The 16,293-nt window shown below is 63.9% G+C and carries 15 protein-coding genes and 1 pseudogene; 10 read left to right on the forward strand and 6 right to left on the reverse strand.

Annotation, left to right across the window (positions count from 1 at the left end; all coding sequences use genetic code 11):
- The first annotated feature begins 58 nt into the window (after nucleotides 1-58).
- Nucleotides 59-1,129 carry an alcohol dehydrogenase gene (locus tag ACSKB9_RS36990; protein WP_028334327.1) on the forward strand — a complete coding sequence of 357 codons (1,071 nt, stop codon included), beginning with the start codon at nucleotides 59-61 and terminating at the stop codon, nucleotides 1,127-1,129.
- Between the two features lie 130 nt (nucleotides 1,130-1,259).
- Nucleotides 1,260-2,343 (forward strand): annotated as a pseudogene (locus ACSKB9_RS36995) (isocitrate/isopropylmalate dehydrogenase family protein).
- Nucleotides 2,344-2,382: 39 nt separating this feature from the next.
- On the opposite strand, the gene ACSKB9_RS37000 reads toward ACSKB9_RS36995, so the two are convergent.
- The gene (locus tag ACSKB9_RS37000) at nucleotides 2,383-2,760 is read right to left on the reverse strand and encodes a hypothetical protein (protein ID WP_438079367.1); all 378 of its coding nucleotides are present in this window, start codon (nucleotides 2,758-2,760) and stop codon (nucleotides 2,383-2,385) included.
- 90 nt (nucleotides 2,761-2,850) lie between these two features.
- Between ACSKB9_RS37000 and ACSKB9_RS37005 the strand changes: the two genes are divergently transcribed.
- Complete coding sequence (locus ACSKB9_RS37005) at nucleotides 2,851-3,018, forward strand: hypothetical protein (RefSeq protein ID WP_438079369.1); 168 nt, start codon at nucleotides 2,851-2,853, stop codon at nucleotides 3,016-3,018.
- Between the two features lie 205 nt (nucleotides 3,019-3,223).
- Here ACSKB9_RS37005 and ACSKB9_RS37010 read toward each other — a convergent pair whose 3' ends face one another.
- A complete protein-coding gene (locus ACSKB9_RS37010; protein ID WP_016844123.1) occupies nucleotides 3,224-3,619 on the reverse strand; it encodes a helix-turn-helix domain-containing protein in 396 nt (131 codons plus the stop codon).
- Between the two features lie 623 nt (nucleotides 3,620-4,242).
- On the opposite strand from ACSKB9_RS37010, the gene ACSKB9_RS37015 reads away from it, so the two are divergent.
- Nucleotides 4,243-4,500, forward strand: a complete 258-nt coding sequence (locus ACSKB9_RS37015) for a hypothetical protein (protein ID WP_057017519.1) — start codon at nucleotides 4,243-4,245, stop codon at nucleotides 4,498-4,500.
- Between the two features lie 51 nt (nucleotides 4,501-4,551).
- On the opposite strand, the gene ACSKB9_RS37020 is transcribed toward ACSKB9_RS37015, so the two are convergent.
- From ACSKB9_RS37020 to ACSKB9_RS37030, 3 genes are all read right to left on the reverse strand, one after another.
- Complete coding sequence (locus tag ACSKB9_RS37020; protein ID WP_304499220.1) at nucleotides 4,552-5,871, reverse strand: dicarboxylate/amino acid:cation symporter; 1,320 nt, start codon at nucleotides 5,869-5,871, stop codon at nucleotides 4,552-4,554.
- An 87-nt stretch (nucleotides 5,872-5,958) separates the two neighbouring features.
- On the reverse strand, nucleotides 5,959-7,416 hold the full coding sequence (locus tag ACSKB9_RS37025; RefSeq protein ID WP_253610072.1) for a sensor histidine kinase: 1,458 nt from the start codon (nucleotides 7,414-7,416) through the stop codon (nucleotides 5,959-5,961).
- Nucleotides 7,417-7,652: 236 nt separating this feature from the next.
- The gene (locus ACSKB9_RS37030) at nucleotides 7,653-8,927 is read right to left on the reverse strand and encodes a serine hydrolase domain-containing protein (protein ID WP_438079372.1); all 1,275 of its coding nucleotides are present in this window, start codon (nucleotides 8,925-8,927) and stop codon (nucleotides 7,653-7,655) included.
- Between the two features lie 169 nt (nucleotides 8,928-9,096).
- On the opposite strand from ACSKB9_RS37030, the gene ACSKB9_RS37035 reads away from it, so the two are divergent.
- The 6 genes from ACSKB9_RS37035 (at nucleotide 9,097) to ACSKB9_RS37060 (ending at nucleotide 15,164) form a co-directional block, all read left to right on the forward strand.
- The gene (locus tag ACSKB9_RS37035; protein WP_438079374.1) at nucleotides 9,097-10,011 is read left to right on the forward strand and encodes an intradiol ring-cleavage dioxygenase; all 915 of its coding nucleotides are present in this window, start codon (nucleotides 9,097-9,099) and stop codon (nucleotides 10,009-10,011) included.
- Between the two features lie 343 nt (nucleotides 10,012-10,354).
- Entirely contained in the window at nucleotides 10,355-11,665 is a 1,311-nt protein-coding gene (locus ACSKB9_RS37040) for a CmpA/NrtA family ABC transporter substrate-binding protein (protein ID WP_438079376.1), read from the forward strand.
- Between the two features lie 62 nt (nucleotides 11,666-11,727).
- On the forward strand, nucleotides 11,728-12,630 hold the full coding sequence (ntrB, locus tag ACSKB9_RS37045; protein WP_076827017.1) for a nitrate ABC transporter permease: 903 nt from the start codon (nucleotides 11,728-11,730) through the stop codon (nucleotides 12,628-12,630).
- Between the two features lie 10 nt (nucleotides 12,631-12,640).
- Nucleotides 12,641-13,435 carry an ABC transporter ATP-binding protein gene (locus tag ACSKB9_RS37050; RefSeq protein ID WP_057017512.1) on the forward strand — a complete coding sequence of 265 codons (795 nt, stop codon included), beginning with the start codon at nucleotides 12,641-12,643 and terminating at the stop codon, nucleotides 13,433-13,435.
- A gap of 115 nt (nucleotides 13,436-13,550) precedes the next feature.
- On the forward strand, nucleotides 13,551-13,976 hold the full coding sequence (locus tag ACSKB9_RS37055; RefSeq protein ID WP_438079379.1) for a globin family protein: 426 nt from the start codon (nucleotides 13,551-13,553) through the stop codon (nucleotides 13,974-13,976).
- A gap of 153 nt (nucleotides 13,977-14,129) precedes the next feature.
- Nucleotides 14,130-15,164, forward strand: coding sequence for an SMP-30/gluconolactonase/LRE family protein (locus ACSKB9_RS37060; protein WP_438079381.1), 1,035 nt, complete (start codon nucleotides 14,130-14,132; stop codon nucleotides 15,162-15,164).
- Here the strand turns inward: ACSKB9_RS37060 and ACSKB9_RS37065 are convergent, their stop codons facing one another.
- Nucleotides 15,165-16,250: a substrate-binding domain-containing protein gene (locus ACSKB9_RS37065; RefSeq protein ID WP_438079383.1), complete on the reverse strand. Its 1,086-nt coding sequence runs from the start codon at nucleotides 16,248-16,250 to the stop codon at nucleotides 15,165-15,167.
- Between the last annotated feature and the right edge of the window lie 43 nt (nucleotides 16,251-16,293).

Raw genomic sequence — 16,293 nt, forward strand, 5'->3', positions numbered from 1 at the left:
TCCCGGACGGGCAGGCGTGGCAAGGTCCGCCGCAAGAACAAGCTACGGGAGAACAGCGATGAAGAGTTTCCAGGTCGTCGATTTCAACGCCCCCTTGAAGGAGGTCGATCAGCCGACGCCACAGCCGTCGGGCACGCAGGTGCTGATCAAGGTCAAGGCCGCCGGCGTCTGCCACAGCGACCTGCATATCTGGGAGGGCGGCTATGATCTCGGCCACGGCCGCAAGCCGCTGTCCCTGAAGGATCGCGGCGTCTCGCTGCCGCGCACGATGGGCCATGAGACGGTCGGCGAGATCGTGGCCTTCGGGCCCGACGTCAAGGACGCCGACAAGGGCGGCCTCAAGGTCGGCGATGTCGCGCTGGCCTATCCCTGGCTCGGCTGCGGCAAATGCCCGACCTGCCTCGGCGGCGACGAGAACATGTGCGCGATCAAGCCCAATGCGCTCGGTGTCTATTGCGACGGCGGCTATGCCGACCACATGACGGTGCCGCATCCGAAGTATCTGCTCAACCTCAAGGGGCTCGATCCCGTCACGGCCGCGCCCTATGCCTGCTCCGGTGTCACGACCTACAGCGCGCTGAAGAAGGTCGAGAAGGATCTCGACACGCCGATCGTGATCTTCGGCGCCGGCGGTCTCGGCCTGATGGCGCTCTCGCTGTTGAAGGCGATGGGCGGCAAGGGTGCGATCGTGGTCGATATCGACGCCAGGAAGCGCGAGGCGGCCGAAGCCGCCGGCGCGCTCGCGACCGTTGACGGCAAGGCGCCCGACGCGCTGGAACAGCTCGTCAAGAAGGCGGGCCAGCCGATCCGCGCCGCGATCGATCTGGTCGGCAACGCCCAGACCTCGCAGCTCGGTTTCGACTGCCTGACCAAGGGCGGCAAGCTCGTGATCGTAGGCCTGTTCGGCGGCGGCGCGCCCTGGGCGCTGCCGCTGATCCCGATCAAGGCGGTCACCATCCAGGGCAGCTATGTCGGCAATCTGCGCGAGACCCAGGAGCTGCTCGACCTCGTGCGGACCAAGAAGATTCCGGCGATCCCGGTCACGCCGATGCCGCTGGCAAAGGCGAACGAGGCGCTGACCAATCTGCAGAAGGGCCAGCTGGTCGGCCGCGCGGTGCTGACGCCGTAGTCTCCCTTCCGTCATTCCGGGGCACGCGAAGCGTGAACCCGGAATCTCGAGATTCCCGATGCGCAATTGCGCATCTGTGGTTCGATGCTCCGCATCGCCCCGCAATGACGATCATCTTTCGGGAGTCCTCATGTCCGCCAACGACGCACTCCACATCGCCGTCCTCGGCGGCGACGGCATCGGCCCCGAGGTGATGGCGCCGGCGCTCGAACGTGCTGCGCAAGATCGAGGCGTCGGCCGGCCTCAAATTCCGCTTCACCGAGGCGCCGGCCGGCGCGGGCCATTACAAGGAAACCGGCAAGTCGATGCCGGAAAGCACGATCCGGCTGTGCGAGGAGGCCGACGCGATCCTGCTCGGAGCCTGCGGCCTGCCGTCGGTGCGCTACCCCGACAACACCGAGATCGCGCCGCAGATCGAGTTGCGCATGATCTTCGATCTCTATGCCGGCGTGCGGCCCGCGCGGTTGATCCCCGGTGTATCGAGCACGATCGTCGGCGCCGACCAGAAGGGCATCGACCTCGTCGTGATCAGGGAATCGACCGAGGGCCTGTTCGCCTCGATGGGCAAGGGCGTCGTCACCGACAGCGAGGCGCGCGAGACGATGGTGATCACGCGCCAAACCTCCGAGCGGCTGTTCGAGTTCTCGTTCCGGCTCGCCGAACGCCGCAAGGCGCGCGGCAAGGTCAATGACGGGCTGACCTGCGTCGACAAGGCGAACGTGTTCAAGGCGTTCGCATTCTTCCGGAACATCTTCGATGAGACTGCGAAGCGTCATCCCGACGTCAGGGCCGACCACCTCTACATCGATGCGGCCGCGGCTGCGCTGGTGAAGCGTCCGTGGGACTTCGACGTCATGGTGACCGAGAACATGTTCGGCGACATCCTGTCCGATCTCACCGCCGGTCTGATCGGCGGCATGGGCATGGCGCCGTCAGCCGAAATCGGCGACCGCTACGCGGTGTTTCAGCCGTGTCATGGCACGGCGCCCGACATCATGGGGCAGGGCATGGCCAATCCGACCGCGATGATCCTGTCGGCCGCGATGATGCTGGACTGGCTCGCCGACAAGCATGGACTCGAAAGCGCCGCCGAAGCCGGCGAACGGATCGAGCACGCGGTCGACAAGGTCTACGCCGATGGCATCAAGCCGTTTGAGTTCGGCGGCAGCAACGGCACGACCGATGTCGCGAAGGCGGTATTGGCAGCGCTCTAGCGCGGAAGGGTGAGGGGGCCGAAGCCCCCTCGCTGATGATTAGCGATGGTGTCCGCCGTGATGGCCACCATGATGTCCGCCGTGATGAGGGCGGTGCCCGTAATGATGCGGGCGATGGTTGAATTGCGGACGATGATGCCATCCGTGATGGCGCGGTCCGTAGTAGCCGTATGCGCCCGGTCGCCAATAGCAGCGGCCCCAACGATCGCAGACCTGACGCACCTTGTCGACATTGGACGTTTCGCCCGCGATGTGACCGGCTTGCGGAAGCCCGTTGGGCATCGCGGATGCCGCGCCGGACATCAACGCTGCGCTTCCAAGCGCGGCGAGTCCAATAACGGCAAGCTTGATATTCATCGAGATCTCCTTGGTTGAAGCCTGAGAACGTTCGTGCGGGCCACTTCGTTGCTGCGACAAAAAAGACAGGCTCGTGCACTTGGTTCTGGCGGCGCCGGTTCAACTGAGGAAATGCGGGAGTTATGAGGTCGCCTGATGTGCGGGCGACAATTGGCCGCGCGACAGAATAGCGACGCATTGCGCGCGCATGCGCTGCGCGAGATGGGCAGTCGAAGCGCGAGCTGGAAAAGCGCGGCGAGCATGCGCGGCGATCTGCGCGAAGATCATGCTCACGTGGAGCGGCGAGATCATGACGCGATGCTCGTCGCCGCTTCATGACCGCGCATCCGGCGGGGACTGAAGCTATCCGCCTGGATCACAAAATCTTGAAAGACAGCCGCGCCTCAAGAAAAAGCGCCGCCATCGGCGATGGCAGCGCTTCGACGTCTTCCTGGCCCGACCGGCGTGTGCAGCCGCAGCGGCCGGTGACCGGCCGTTGCGGTGTGGTGGGATCGCGTTCGCGGTGACGCGACCCGATCCGCGCTCAGTCTTCGTTGGCGGCGATCGATTCCATCAGCGACACCAGCTGACGTTGCACCGTCTGATCCTTGATCTTGCTGTAGGCGCGCAGCAACCGGAGGCTGAACGCGCTGTCGAGGAACAGCAGGCTCTCGACTTCGCGGGCCTTATTGTCGCCGTCGTAGAAGAAGGTGACCGGCACATCTAGCGCGGTCGCGATCTGTTGAAGGCGGGCAGCGCCGACACGGTTGACGCCCTTCTCGTACTTTTGAACCTGCTGGAAGCTGACGCCAAGCTTGTCGCCGAGTTCGGCCTGCGAGATCTTTTGCTCGACACGGCGCAGGCGAATCCGCTTGCCCAACTCAATGTCCGGCTTGCCGGCACTGCGCTGCTTCATCTTCTTTGCTGCTGATCTGTTCATTCTTGTGACCCGTCCTTCAAATCGAGAATCCCTGGCCCGGCTGGGTCAGGGACACGTTCATGATGTACCGCGTTAAGCTCGAGTGGATCGCCAGTTCGTCTGAACTACGACATCCAGGAAGATCGCGGGATGGTATCCAAACGCAAACGCGCAAGGAAACACCCTAGTACCGACTCGGTCGACTACCTGAAGTCGACCGCGCCAAGGTGTCTGTCGACACCCCGCCCTCTACATTTGGCAAAATATTGACCAAACCACAACTAGCGCGAGTTTGATCGACACAGATTTTGCGCACATGCATAATAGGCGTCAATGCACAGCGCCCGTAGTTCTACGGGCCACTATATTGTACGGGCGTCGTTGCACGGATGCAACCCCAGCTAGTGCAGCCTGAGGTCGAGAAGGGGCCGGCGGGTGCTTGACTGAATCATCCGATTTGCAAGAGTTTGACGTAAGTCCAAGTCAGGCTTTCGGAATGTTGCTGGACAATTGCCCAAAAGTTCTCAATCATCTGGAACAAATGTGTGCCTACGACAAGCCGGCGAACTCTGGCGGGAGGGGCCAATGAAGCGAAAGAGGGGAACGCCTCGAACTTCTACCTCGCGGCTTCGGGAGTTGAAGATATGCCGGTCGCAAACACGGAAGAACGGTTGCTGGCGCTGCTTGCAACGCTGGAGGAATGTCAGGCGTTCCTGACCGACCGGGCGAACACGGAGACGGCACGGCTGTTGTCCCTCGCCATCCTCGAGCTTCGGATGGAGCTCCACAAGGTGACGGATTCCGAGCTGAAGGCCCTCTGTGACATGATCGCTTCGGATGAGCCCGTGCTGGAACAATCGACGGCCCGGCAACTGCCGCCGTATTTGAGGCTGATCAAGTAAGTCAGCGCCCCGCGCCACGCGCGGGACGCCGCTCGGCTTGGGACGCGCGGCTCAGCCCGCAGTCACGTCAACCGCCTCGGCGCCTTCGAGCACGCGACGGGCCTTGTCGCGGTCGAGGTCACCTTCCCATGCCGCGACCACGACGGTGGCCACGCAGTTGCCGATCAAATTGCCGACTGCGCGCGCCATGCCGATGAACCAGTCGACCGAGAGCACCAGCACGAGGCCAATCGCCGGGATGCTCGGCACGGCGTTGAGCGTCGCCGCCAGGATGACGATCGCCGAGCCGGGCACGCCATGCGCACCCTTCGAGGTGATCAGCGACACGCCGAGCACCAGCATCAGGTCGCCGAACGACAGCGGCGTGTTGGTCGCCTGCGCGATGAACACGACCGCGAGCGTCAGGTAGATCGAGAAGGCGTCGAGATTGAAGGAATAGCCGGTCGGGATCACGAGGCCGACCACCGAATCCTTGACGCCGAAACGCTCCAGCTTGCGCATCACCTGCGGCAGCACCGCGTCGGACGATGCCGTGGCGACCACGATCATCAGCTCCTCGCGCAGGTAGCCGAGGAACTTGAGGATGTTGATGCCGGCGAGCGCCATCACGGCGCCGAGCACGCCGAGCACGAAGATCGCGACCGACACGTAGAACAGCGCGACCAGCGATAGCAGCTGCTTCAGCGAACCGACGCCGTATTTGCCGACCGTATAGGCGACGGCGCCGAGCACGCCGATCGGAGCGAAGCGCACGATCAGGCCCATGGCGCGGAACAGCACGGTCGAGACCGCGTCGATGAAGGAGGAGATTTTCTCGCCCTTCTCGCCGCCGACCAGTGCCAGGCTGACGCCGAAGATGATGGCGAAGAACAACACCTGCAGCACGTCGTTGCGCGAGAGTGCGTCGAACGAGGTGGTCGGGATGATGTTGAGCAGGAAGCTGCCGATGCCTTCGCCCTTCAGCTTCTGCGCGTTGCTGGCATAGTTGCCGAGCGCCTTGGCATCCAGCGTCGAGGTGTCGATGTTCATGCCGTGGCCGGGGCCGAACAGATAGGCGAGCAGCAGGCCGACCACGAGCGCGACCGTCGTCATCGCCTCGAAATAGACCAGCGCCTTGACGCCGACCCGGCCGACCTTCTTGAGGTCGCCGGCACCCGCGATGCCGTGCACGACAACGCAGAACACGATCGGCGCCACGATCATCGAGATCAGCTTCAGGAAGGCATCGCTGAATATCTTCAACCCGATCGCGAAATCGGGCGCGGCCATGCCGATGACGATGCCGAGCAGCAGCGCGACAAGCACCTGCACGAACAGTGATGTGTAAAGCGGCTTGCGCGCAACTGTCGCTTCCGCTGCGATGGTCGACATGACTTCCCCCTGTTTCTGGCCGGCCGAACCCGCCAATCATAGCAACTTGTGTGCCAAGATGTCGCAGGATCGGCCACTCCTGCCGGGTCAGCCGTCGATTTCGAGGGTGCTGGTCACGGTGTAGACGACGCCGTGGGGCAGGAAATCCACGGTGGCCTCGCCGCCGAGCTGGTCGCGGGCACTGCGCTCGATCAGCCGGGAGCCGAAGCCGCGCTGGACCGGCGCGGTGACCTGTGGGCCGCCGGTTTCGGTCCAGATCATCCGCAGCTTCGGTCCGGGGCTCTCGTTGAGGATTTCCCAATCCAGCGTCACCGTGCCGGTGTCGTTGGACAGTGCGCCATATTTGGCGGCGTTGGTCGCCATCTCGTGCAGGATCATCGACAGCACCAAGGCAAGCCGGGGCGACAGCGGCACGCGGGGGCCGAACATCCTGACCCGCGCGGACGTGTTCAAGAGGTAGGGCCGCAGCACGCGGCTGACGACGTCCTGGAAGTCGGAGCCCTGCCATTTGTCGGTGGAGAGCAGATTGTGCGCCTCGGCCAGCGCGCCGAGCCGCCCCTCGAACTTGTCGCGCTCGGCGCGGCTTGCGCTGCGGAAGGTCTGCGTGGCGATCGATTGCAGGATCGCCAGTGTGTTCTTGACGCGGTGGTTGAGCTCTTCGATCAGCAGGTCGTGCAGCATCTCGCCGCGCGCGATCGTGGTTGCCATCCGCACCGCAAAGCCGAGCCCGACCAGCAGCAGGACGCCGCCGATCACGCTGGTGATCGCCAGCGAGCGCCACAGGGGCGCCACCAGCGAGTTCTCCGCGATCCCCGCGGCGACGGTCCAGCCGGTGACGCGCGACCGGGTGAAACCGGTGATCAGCGCCACGCCTTCCAGCGAGACGGTCGGCAGCGTCGCCTCGCCGCGGCGGAACATCTCGGCAAACAGCGATGGCGAGGCGCGCTGGCCGATGGTCGCCTGCGGATTTGGCACCCGCGCGAGGTTGACGCCGTCGCTGTCGAAGATCGAGATGGTCCAGTCCTGGTTGAGGCGTTGCTTCTCGATGATGGCCTGGAACACCTCGATCGGCGGGCTGAAGGAGATGTCGTAGAGCACCTCGCCGTCGCGCATCACCGGTACCTCGACGGTGATGATCAGCCGCTGCTTCACCGCGCCGAAGAACAGGTTGGAGTATTGCGGCTGCCGCGTCGCGAACACCTTCTCGAGGATCTCGAGATTGTTGCGCGGCGGCAGGCTCGCAGTGTCCGGCGTCAGCGAGGAGAATACCTGGCGACCGGCGCGGTCCGCCACCAGCACCACGCCATCCTTGCCGTACTGGTCGATGAAGCCGATCGCGACGCGGCGGAAATTGTCGAAGTCGCTGTTGCGCAGCGAGTTGGTCAGGGCCAGCACTTGCAGCCCGCCGGTCATGCGCTGCATTTCCGCATCGAGCAGCAGGCGGATGCTGCGCGCCGTCTCCAGCACGCGCTGCGTGGCGGCCTGGCGATCCCGCTGATAATTGTGGAAGGCGATCCCGACCGCGAAAATGATCAGCGGCAACATCGTTCCCGCGACCAGAAGCGCGAGACGGACTGGCAATGTCAGTTTCGGCACGAAGTCCCCGGGTCGGTGCCCATTCGCTGCGAGCTTAGGGGAGGCGGGAAAAATTCGCCAAAGGAAACAGTTTTATATCAGAAAGGTTCCGCGGCGCTTTGAGCATGATCCCTCGCGGCAAACGCGGAACGCGTTCGCGCGGAGATCATGCTCAAACGAGGTGTGCGCCGCGGAATGACGTCATGTCAGAGATTGCTCTCGGTGATCGCGGCGTAGACCATGGTGCGCAGCTCGCGCCGCAGCGGATAGGCGCTCGACGGCAGCACCTGGGTCATGAAAATCGTGATCAGCTCCTCGGCCGGGTCGATGAAGAACGACGTCGTCGCGGCGCCGCCCCAGTTGAATTCGCCCGGGCTGCCGGCGATCAGCGTCTGCGACGGGTGCATGGTGACGGCGAAGCCGAGGCCGAAGCCGATGCCGTTATAGGCGGCTTCGGCGAACATCGAGCGCGACATCGCCGGCAGGTCGACCCCGCCGGGCAGATGGTTCGAGGTCATCAGCTTCAGCGTCTTCGGGCCGAGCAGCCTGACGCCGCCGAGCTCGCCGCCATTGAGCAGCGCCCGGCAGAAGGTCAGGTAGTCGGCCGCGGTCGAGCACAGTCCGCCGCCGCCCGAGATCAGCGAAGGCGGCGCCAGGAAGGAGCTGGTGGTCGGATCGTCCTGCAGCGTCAGTGTGCCCTTGCGCTCGGCGGCGAGCGGGTTAAAGCCGCCCTGCGGATCGGCGGAATAGCAGGCGGCAAACCGATGCGCCTTGTCGGCCGGTACGAAGAAATCCGTGTCGTTCATGCCGAGCGGCTTGAAGATGCGCTCCTTCAGGAATTGCTCGAACGGCACACCTGAGATCTTGCCGACGAGATAGCCGAGCACGTCGGTCGAGACCGAGTAGTTCCAGGCTTCGCCCGGCGAAAATTCCAGCGGGATCTTCGCCAGATCCTCGATCATGCCGTCGAGCGTGCCGGCCTTGATGACCTCGCCGATCTTCTTCTCGCGATAGGCCGCGTCGACATTGGAGCGCTGCTGGAAGCCGTAAGTGAGGCCCGAAGTGTGGCGCAAGAGGTCGACGATCTGCATCGGCCGCGTCGGTGGGCGGATCAGGAAGGCGGGCGCGGTGCCGGCGACGAATACGCCGAGGTTCTTCCATTCCGGAATATATTTCGCGACCGGCTCGTCGAGCGCGACCTTGCCTTCCTCGACCAGCATCATGAAGGCGACTGATGTGATCGGCTTGGTCATCGAATAGATGCGGTAGATGGTGTCGTCCTTGACCGGCGCCTTGCGCTCGAGATCGGCAAAGCCCTGGACCGTGGAATGCACGATCTTGCCGCGGCGATAGATCAGGACCTGCGTGCCAGGAAAACGGCCGGCATCGATGTAGCGGCTCTTCAGATGCGCTTCGAGGCGGTTGAGGGCAGTGGTCGACATTCCCGCGGATTCGGGCGAGGCAGGCGTGGGGGCTAGCATCAGGCGTTTCTCCGGCTTGCAAGGCAGCCTTGATAGCCGAAAAGTGTCTGCTGCACCAATCCGCTGCCGCTTACCGGCATTGAGCTGGTGGTGTACCGTCGCCCCTGCAATCGCGCCCCCGAAGGGGCCCGAAGTATCTGCCAAGGTATCCGTCAAGGGAAACGCCGAGATGACCCAGTTCAACGAAACCGAGCTCACCGCCGCCGTCATCCGCAGCTTCGACCAGACACCCGATCCGCGGGCCAAGTTCCTGCTGCAGGAATTGGTGAAGTCGCTGCACGATTATGTGCGCAGGACCGATCTCACCTTCGAGGAATGGGACCAGGCGATCGGCTTCCTGACCCGCACCGGGCAAAAGTGCACCGACATCCGCCAGGAGTTCATCCTGCTGTCCGACGTGCTCGGCGTGTCGATGCTGGTCGATGCGGTCAACCATCGCGATCGCGACGGCGCGACCGAGACCACCGTGCTCGGCCCGTTCTATGTCGGCGAGCACAAGGTGACGCCGCACGGCACCGACATCTCGGCAAGCCTGCCGGGCGAGCGCATGTTCGTGCAGAGCCGCGTCACCGACCTTGACGGCAAGCCGCTGGCCAATGTGCCGGTCGATATCTGGCACGCGGACGATGACGGATTCTATGACTCGCAGAAGCCGAGCTATGCCACCGAAGGTCCGTCGTCGCGGGCGCGCTTCATCACCGATGCCGACGGCCGCTTCTTCTTCCGCACCATCGTGCCGTGCAGCTATCCGATCCCGACCGACGGCCCGGTCGGGCAGATGATCACGCAGACCAACCGTCACCCGATGCGGCCGGCGCATGTGCACTTCCTGGTCAACGCCAAGGGCTACGAGCCTCTGATCACGCATGTCTTCGTCGAGGGCGACAAGTACATCGATTCCGACGTCGTGTTCGGCGTGAAGGATGAATTGATCGCCAAGGTCGAGCGCCGCACCGATCCTGTCATGCCCGATGGCCAGCGATCGGATGGGCCGTGGAGCCTGATGACCTACGAATTCCGTGTGAAGCCCGGCGGCGGAATCGCGCCCGCGCCGCTCGGCACCAAGGTCACCGAGGACGCCTGATCGGTTTCTGAACGTTTCTGCTCAATTCTTGTGCGCCGCACAAAGATTGGGCGAATCGCAAGTTTTGGCAGCGCGCGGAAAACTCGCGCGCGCTGCGACATGTTGCGCAAGGCTTTGCAACGAAATCCATTTTCGCGCTGCGGTAGGTTGGCACAAGGCTTGAATAATCATTAGCCGACGCCATTGAAGCCGTCCCTCGAGGCTACCCCATCGGATTTCTGACGCCGCCAGACTGGGGCCTTCCCGGTGCACGCCTTTTTGCGCCCTGCGCGCGTCGCCATCCGGAGGACGGCGCTCGACGCACTGACGCAACACCGCAACGCAACGACGCAAAGGACGACCGATGACCAAGCCCACCGACAAGCCGCCAAGCCGCGGCCTCAGCCGCCGTCAGTTCCTGAAGGCAACCAGCGGCGCCGCCGCGCTGCTCGCCGCGGCCAAGCTCAACTTTCCCGCAGGCGCGTTCGCGCAGGGCGCCGGTCCCGAGGTGAAGGGCGCCAAGCTCGGCTTCATTGCGCTGACCGATGCCTCGCCGCTGTTCGTCGCCAAGGAGAAGGGCATCTTCGCCAAATACGGCATGCCCGATGTCGAGGTGCAGAAGCAGGCCTCGTGGGGCACCACGCGCGACAATCTCGTGCTCGGCTCCGAGGGCAACGGTATCGACGGCGCGCATATCCTGACCCCGATGCCGTATCTGATCTCGGCCGGCAAGGTGACGCAGAACAATCAGCCGACGCCGATGTACATCATGGCGCGGCTCAATTTGAACGGCCAGTGCATCTCGGTCGCCAAGGAATATGCCGATCTCAAGGTCGGCATCGACACCGCGCCGTTCAAGGCGGCGCTGGAGAAGAAGAAGGCCTCCGGCAAGGCGGTGAAGGCCGCGATGACCTTTCCCGGCGGCACGCATGATCTGTGGATCCGCTACTGGCTCGCCGCTGGCGGCATCGATCCCGACAAGGACATCGAGACCATCGTGGTGCCGCCGCCGCAGATGGTGGCCAACATGAAGGTCGGCACGATGGACTGCTTCTGCGTCTGCGAGCCGTGGAATCTGCAACTGATACATCAGGAGATCGGCTATACCGCGATCACGACCGGCGAGCTCTGGGACAAGCATCCGGAGAAATCGTTCGGCCTGCGCGCCGCCTGGGTCGACAAGAATCCGAAGGCCGCGAAGGCGCTGCTGATGGCTGTCATGGAAGCCCAGCAGTGGTGCGAGAAGGCGGAGAACCGCGCGGAGACCGCGGCGATCTGCGCCAAGCGGCAGTGGATCAACTGCCCGGTCGAGGACATCACCGACCGCATGAAGGGCAAGTTCGACTACGGCACCGGCCGCGTGGTCGAGAATTCGCCGCAGCAGATGCGGTTCTGGAGCGACAACGCCTCCTATCCCTATCAGAGCCACGACCTCTGGTTCCTCACGGAAGACATCCGTTGGGGCAAGTACGAGGCAGGCTTCGACACCAAGGCGCTGATCGCCAAGGTGAACCGCGAGGATCTCTGGAAAGAGGCCGCCAAGGAGCTTGGCGTGTCCGACATTCCGGCCTCGACCTCGCGCGGCAAGGAGACCTTCTTCGACGGCAAGGTGTTCGATCCCGCCGATCCCGCGGCCTATCTGAAGTCGTTGTCCATCAAGCGTGTTGACGTCTGATTTGAGCGAGCCGCGCGAGCAGTGCGGCTCTCCTTTTTTTTGACCATGGAGATTTTCGTTCAATGTCGATGCCTGCCATGAAGACCGAAGTGTCGGCGGTCGCGATCCCGCCGGCCGCTGCCGCGGCGCCGGTCGTGACCATGACGCCGAAGCGCGCGCCGCGCGCCGAGACCTACGCCAGGATGGCGAAGGAGACCGCGGCGCGCGTGGTGCCGCCGCTGATCGTGGTCGCGCTGCTGCTGGTGGTGTGGGAGCTGATCTGCCGGCGCGCCGGCTCCAGCCTGCCGCCGCCGTCGAAAGTGTTCAAAGATACCAAGGAGCTGATCCTCGATCCGTTCTTCGACAATGGCGGCATCGACAAGGGCCTGTTCTGGCATCTCTCCGCCAGCCTGCAGCGCGTCGCCTACGGCTATTCGCTGGCGGCGATTGCGGGCATCGCGCTCGGCACGCTGGTCGGACAGTCGGTCTGGGCGATGCGCGGGCTCGATCCGCTGTTCCAGGTGCTGCGTACCATCCCGCCGCTCGCCTGGCTGCCGCTGTCGCTGGCCGCATTCCGCGACGGCCAGCCCTCGGCGATCTTCGTGATCTTCATCACCTCGGTGTGGCCGATCATCATCAACACCGCGGTCGGTATCCGCAACATCCCGCAGGACTACCGCAACGTCGCGGCCGTCGTGCAGCTCAATCCGCTGGAGTTCTTCACCAAGATCATGATCCCGGCGGCCGCGCCCTACATGTTCACCGGCCTGCGCATCGGCATCGGTCTGTCCTGGCTCGCGATCGTCGCCGCGGAAATGCTGATCGGCGGCGTCGGCATCGGCTTCTTCATCTGGGATGCGTGGAATTCCTCGCATATCAGCGAAATCATCCTGGCGCTGTTCTATGTCGGCATCATCGGCTTCGTGCTCGACCGGCTCATTGCGGGCCTCGGCAAAGTGGTGACCCGCGGCACGGCGGCGAACTGAGGAGGAAGTCATGCAGGCCTATCTGAAGCTCGATCACATTGACAAGACCTTCACCCGCGGCAACGCCACCACGGAGGTGCTGAAGGACATCAACCTGACGATCGAGAAGGGCGAATACGTCTCGATCATCGGTCACTCCGGCTGCGGCAAGTCGACCCTGCTCAACATCGTCGCCGGCCTCACCGGCGCCACCAATGGCGGCGTGCTGCTGGAGAACCGCGAGGTCAATTCGCCGGGGCCGGATCGGGCCGTGGTGTTCCAGAACCACAGCCTGCTGCCGTGGCTCACCGTCTACGAGAACGTCAAGCTCGGCGTCGACAAGGTGTTTGCAAGGACCAAGAGCAAGGCCGAGCGCGACGCCTGGGTTATGCACAATCTCAGCCTGGTGCAAATGGCGCATGCCAAGGATAAGCGGCCGAGCGAGATCTCGGGCGGCATGAAGCAGCGCGTCGGCATCGCGCGTGCGCTAGCGATGGAGCCGAAGGTGCTGCTGCTGGACGAGCCGTTCGGCGCGCTCGACGCGCTGACCCGCGCGCATCTGCAGGATTCGGTGATGGCGCTGCACCAGAAGCTCGGCAACACCATCCTGATGATCACCCACGACGTCGACGAGGCGGTGCTGCTGTCGGACCGCATCGTGATGATGACCAACGGTCCGAGCGCGCGGATCGGCGAGGTGCTCGAAGTGCCCTTGGCGCGGCCGCGCAAGCGGCTCGAGCTCGCGACCAACCAGGGCTACCTGAAGTGCCGGCAGCGCGTGCTCGAATTCCTCTATGAGCGCCACAGCTTCGTCGAGGCGGCGTGATGATCACGTCGACGGCAAGCGTTTCCGCTTTGAACCGAAGCGCCGGCTTCGGTTACCAATGCTCGCGTTTTGAAAAATCGCTTCAGAACTTATTTCATGACCGAGGAGAATTGAGATGAATCCGACCCAAATCAAGCTGGTTCAGGACAGCTTTGGCAAGGTCGCGCCGATCTCGGAGCAGGCCGCGGTCATTTTCTACGACCGCTTGTTCGAAGTCGCGCCCGCCGTGAAGGCGATGTTTCCGGTCGACATGAAGGAGCAGCGCAAGAAATTGATGACGACGCTTGCCGTCGTCGTGAATGGGCTGAGCAATCTCGACACGATCCTGCCGGCCGCGAGTGCGTTGGCCAAGCGGCATGTCGGCTACGGCGCCAGGCCCGAGCATTATCCGGTGGTCGGCGGCGCGTTGTTGTGGACGCTGGAGAAGGGGCTCGGCGAAGCCTGGACGCCTGACGTCGCCGCCGCGTGGACCGCGGCCTACGGCACGCTGTCCGGCTACATGATTTCGGAAGCCTATGGCCCGGCGCAGCCGGCCGAATAGCAGGCGGCGACAGACTGAAGCCTTCCACGGTGCTGCAAGTGCCCTTCCGTCCGGCCATCGCTCAGGCGGATAGATGGATTGCTTCGCTGCGCTCGCAATGACGTACGCAAGCATCTATGGTTCGCCCGTTCCGCCAACGGGTGAACCAAGAAAATGATGTATCTGGAATCGCCGCCGAAACTGATCCCGACCGAAGTCTTCTCCGCCGTGCCGGCCGAATTCCGCCGCAGGGTGGCGAGCGAATGGGCCGACGCCAACCGGCCGGGCGCGGTGACCGATTGCTTCATCGAGGGACCGTCGTTCGATGCCGACGGCAATCTCTACATCGTCGACATTCCGTTCGGCCGCATCTTCAGGATCGCGCCGGACAAGTCATGGTCGCAGATTGCCGAATATGACGGCTGGCCGAACGGGCTGAAGATCGATGCGATGGGCCGCATCCTGATCGCCGATTATCGGCACGGGTTGATGGAGCTCGACGCCAGGTCCGGCGAGGTCACGCCGCTGCTGCGCTCGCGCAATTCGGAATCGTTCCGCGGCTGCAACGACCTGCACATCGCATCGAACGGCGACATCTATTTCACCGATCAGGGCCAGACCGGGCTGCACGATCCGACCGGCCGCGTCTATCGGCTGCGGGTGAACGGAGCGCTCGACTGTCTGATCGACACCGGCATCAGCCCGAACGGTTTGGTGCTCGATCCGCACGAGGCGGTGCTGTTCGTCGCCATGACGCGCGACAATGCGGTCTGGCGCGCGCCGTTCATGAAGGACGGCAGCGTCTCCAAGGTCGGCCGCTTCTGCTCGCTGTTCGGCCCGAGCGGGCCCGACGGCATGACGATGGACGCCGCCGGTCGGCTGTTCGTCGCGCACGCCTCGCTCGGCCATGTCTTCGTGTTTGCGCCGAACGGCGAGTGTATCGCGCGGATCAAGTCCTGCGCCGGGCCGAGCTGCACCAATGTCGCCATCGGCGGCGCCGACCGCGACCGCCTCTACATCACGGAATCGGTGACTGGCTCGGTGTTGGTCGCCGACAAGCGGGCTCGGCTAGATATTTCCCTGTCCATCTATCCTCGTCATCGCACCTGTACGCGTCTCGAAGGATCGACGATTTTCGAGGCGAGCCCAAGATGCCGGCTCGGGAACTGGCCTCGTGACGCGCGGTTGGCCGCCGCCGGGCGTGGCTGATCAGCGGTCGGAATGCAGCTTCTCGAGAAACTCCTTCACCCCGTTGACGGCGCCGGTATGGGAGGCGACATAGCCGGGAAGGGCGCCCACCGCCTTGTGGAACTCGCTGCTCTTCATGATGTCGAGCACGCGGTGCATCGGCTCGGTCTCGAGGAAGGCGCGCTTGCAGACGAAGAAATAATCTTCCGTGAGCAGGCGGATGAAATCGAGCCCGAACTGCCGCGCCGCGGCCTCGACGCCGAAGCTCGCATCCGCCATGCCGCTCGCGACATAGGCGGCGACCGCCGCATGGGTGAATTCCATGTGCTGGGCGCCGTTGATCCGCCCTTCCGGGATCTTGTGCAGCGCCAGCAATTGATCGAACAGCAGCCGCGTGCCGGAATCGTGGTCGCGGTTGACGAAACGGGCCTTGCGCTCGACCAGGTCCTTCAGCGTCGTGATCTTCAGCGGGTTGCCGCGCTTGACCATCAGGCCCATCTCGCGCGTCACGAAATTGATGACGCGGTCCTCGCGCGGATCGAGCCATTCGCGGCAGGCCTTGATGCCCTGCGCCCGCAATTCGCCGCGCGGCAGGTGCACGCCGGAGAGATCGCAGGCGCCCTGCGCCAGCGAGACCAGCGAGTTCTGGTTGCTGACATAGCGCAGATCGACGCCGACGCCGCCCGCGCGGTCGAGGAATTCGCGCAGCTTGGACACCGCAAAGCCGTGGCTGGCATGGACCCGGATCACCGACGGTCGCTGCTCGAGAAATGGCTTGATCTCGGTGACCAGTTCCTGCGCGAGATTCTCGAGCTGCAGCCCGAGCCGCGCCTGCATGCGCTCGCCGGCCCACACCAGCTTCTCGCCGAATGGCGTCAGCTTCGAGCCCTTGCCGCGGTGGGTTTCAACCAGCGGCACGCCGAAGAACTCGGTCCATTGCTCGATCAGGTTCCAGACATGGCGATACGACAGCTGCGCGTCGCTGGCGGCACTGGTGATCTTTCCGGTCTTCCGGATCTCGTTGAGGATGCCGAGCATCACGACCGCGGTCTGCGGGCTGTCCTCTTTCCGAAAGCGCCAGACGGTCTCGATCTCGATCTGCAGCATCGTGGTCACCGCTTATGAAGTTTACTTCATATCTTGGCATGCC

Source organism: Bradyrhizobium sp. BR 1433 (assembly GCF_051547665.1).
Classification (GTDB): domain Bacteria; phylum Pseudomonadota; class Alphaproteobacteria; order Rhizobiales; family Xanthobacteraceae; genus Bradyrhizobium; species Bradyrhizobium australafricanum.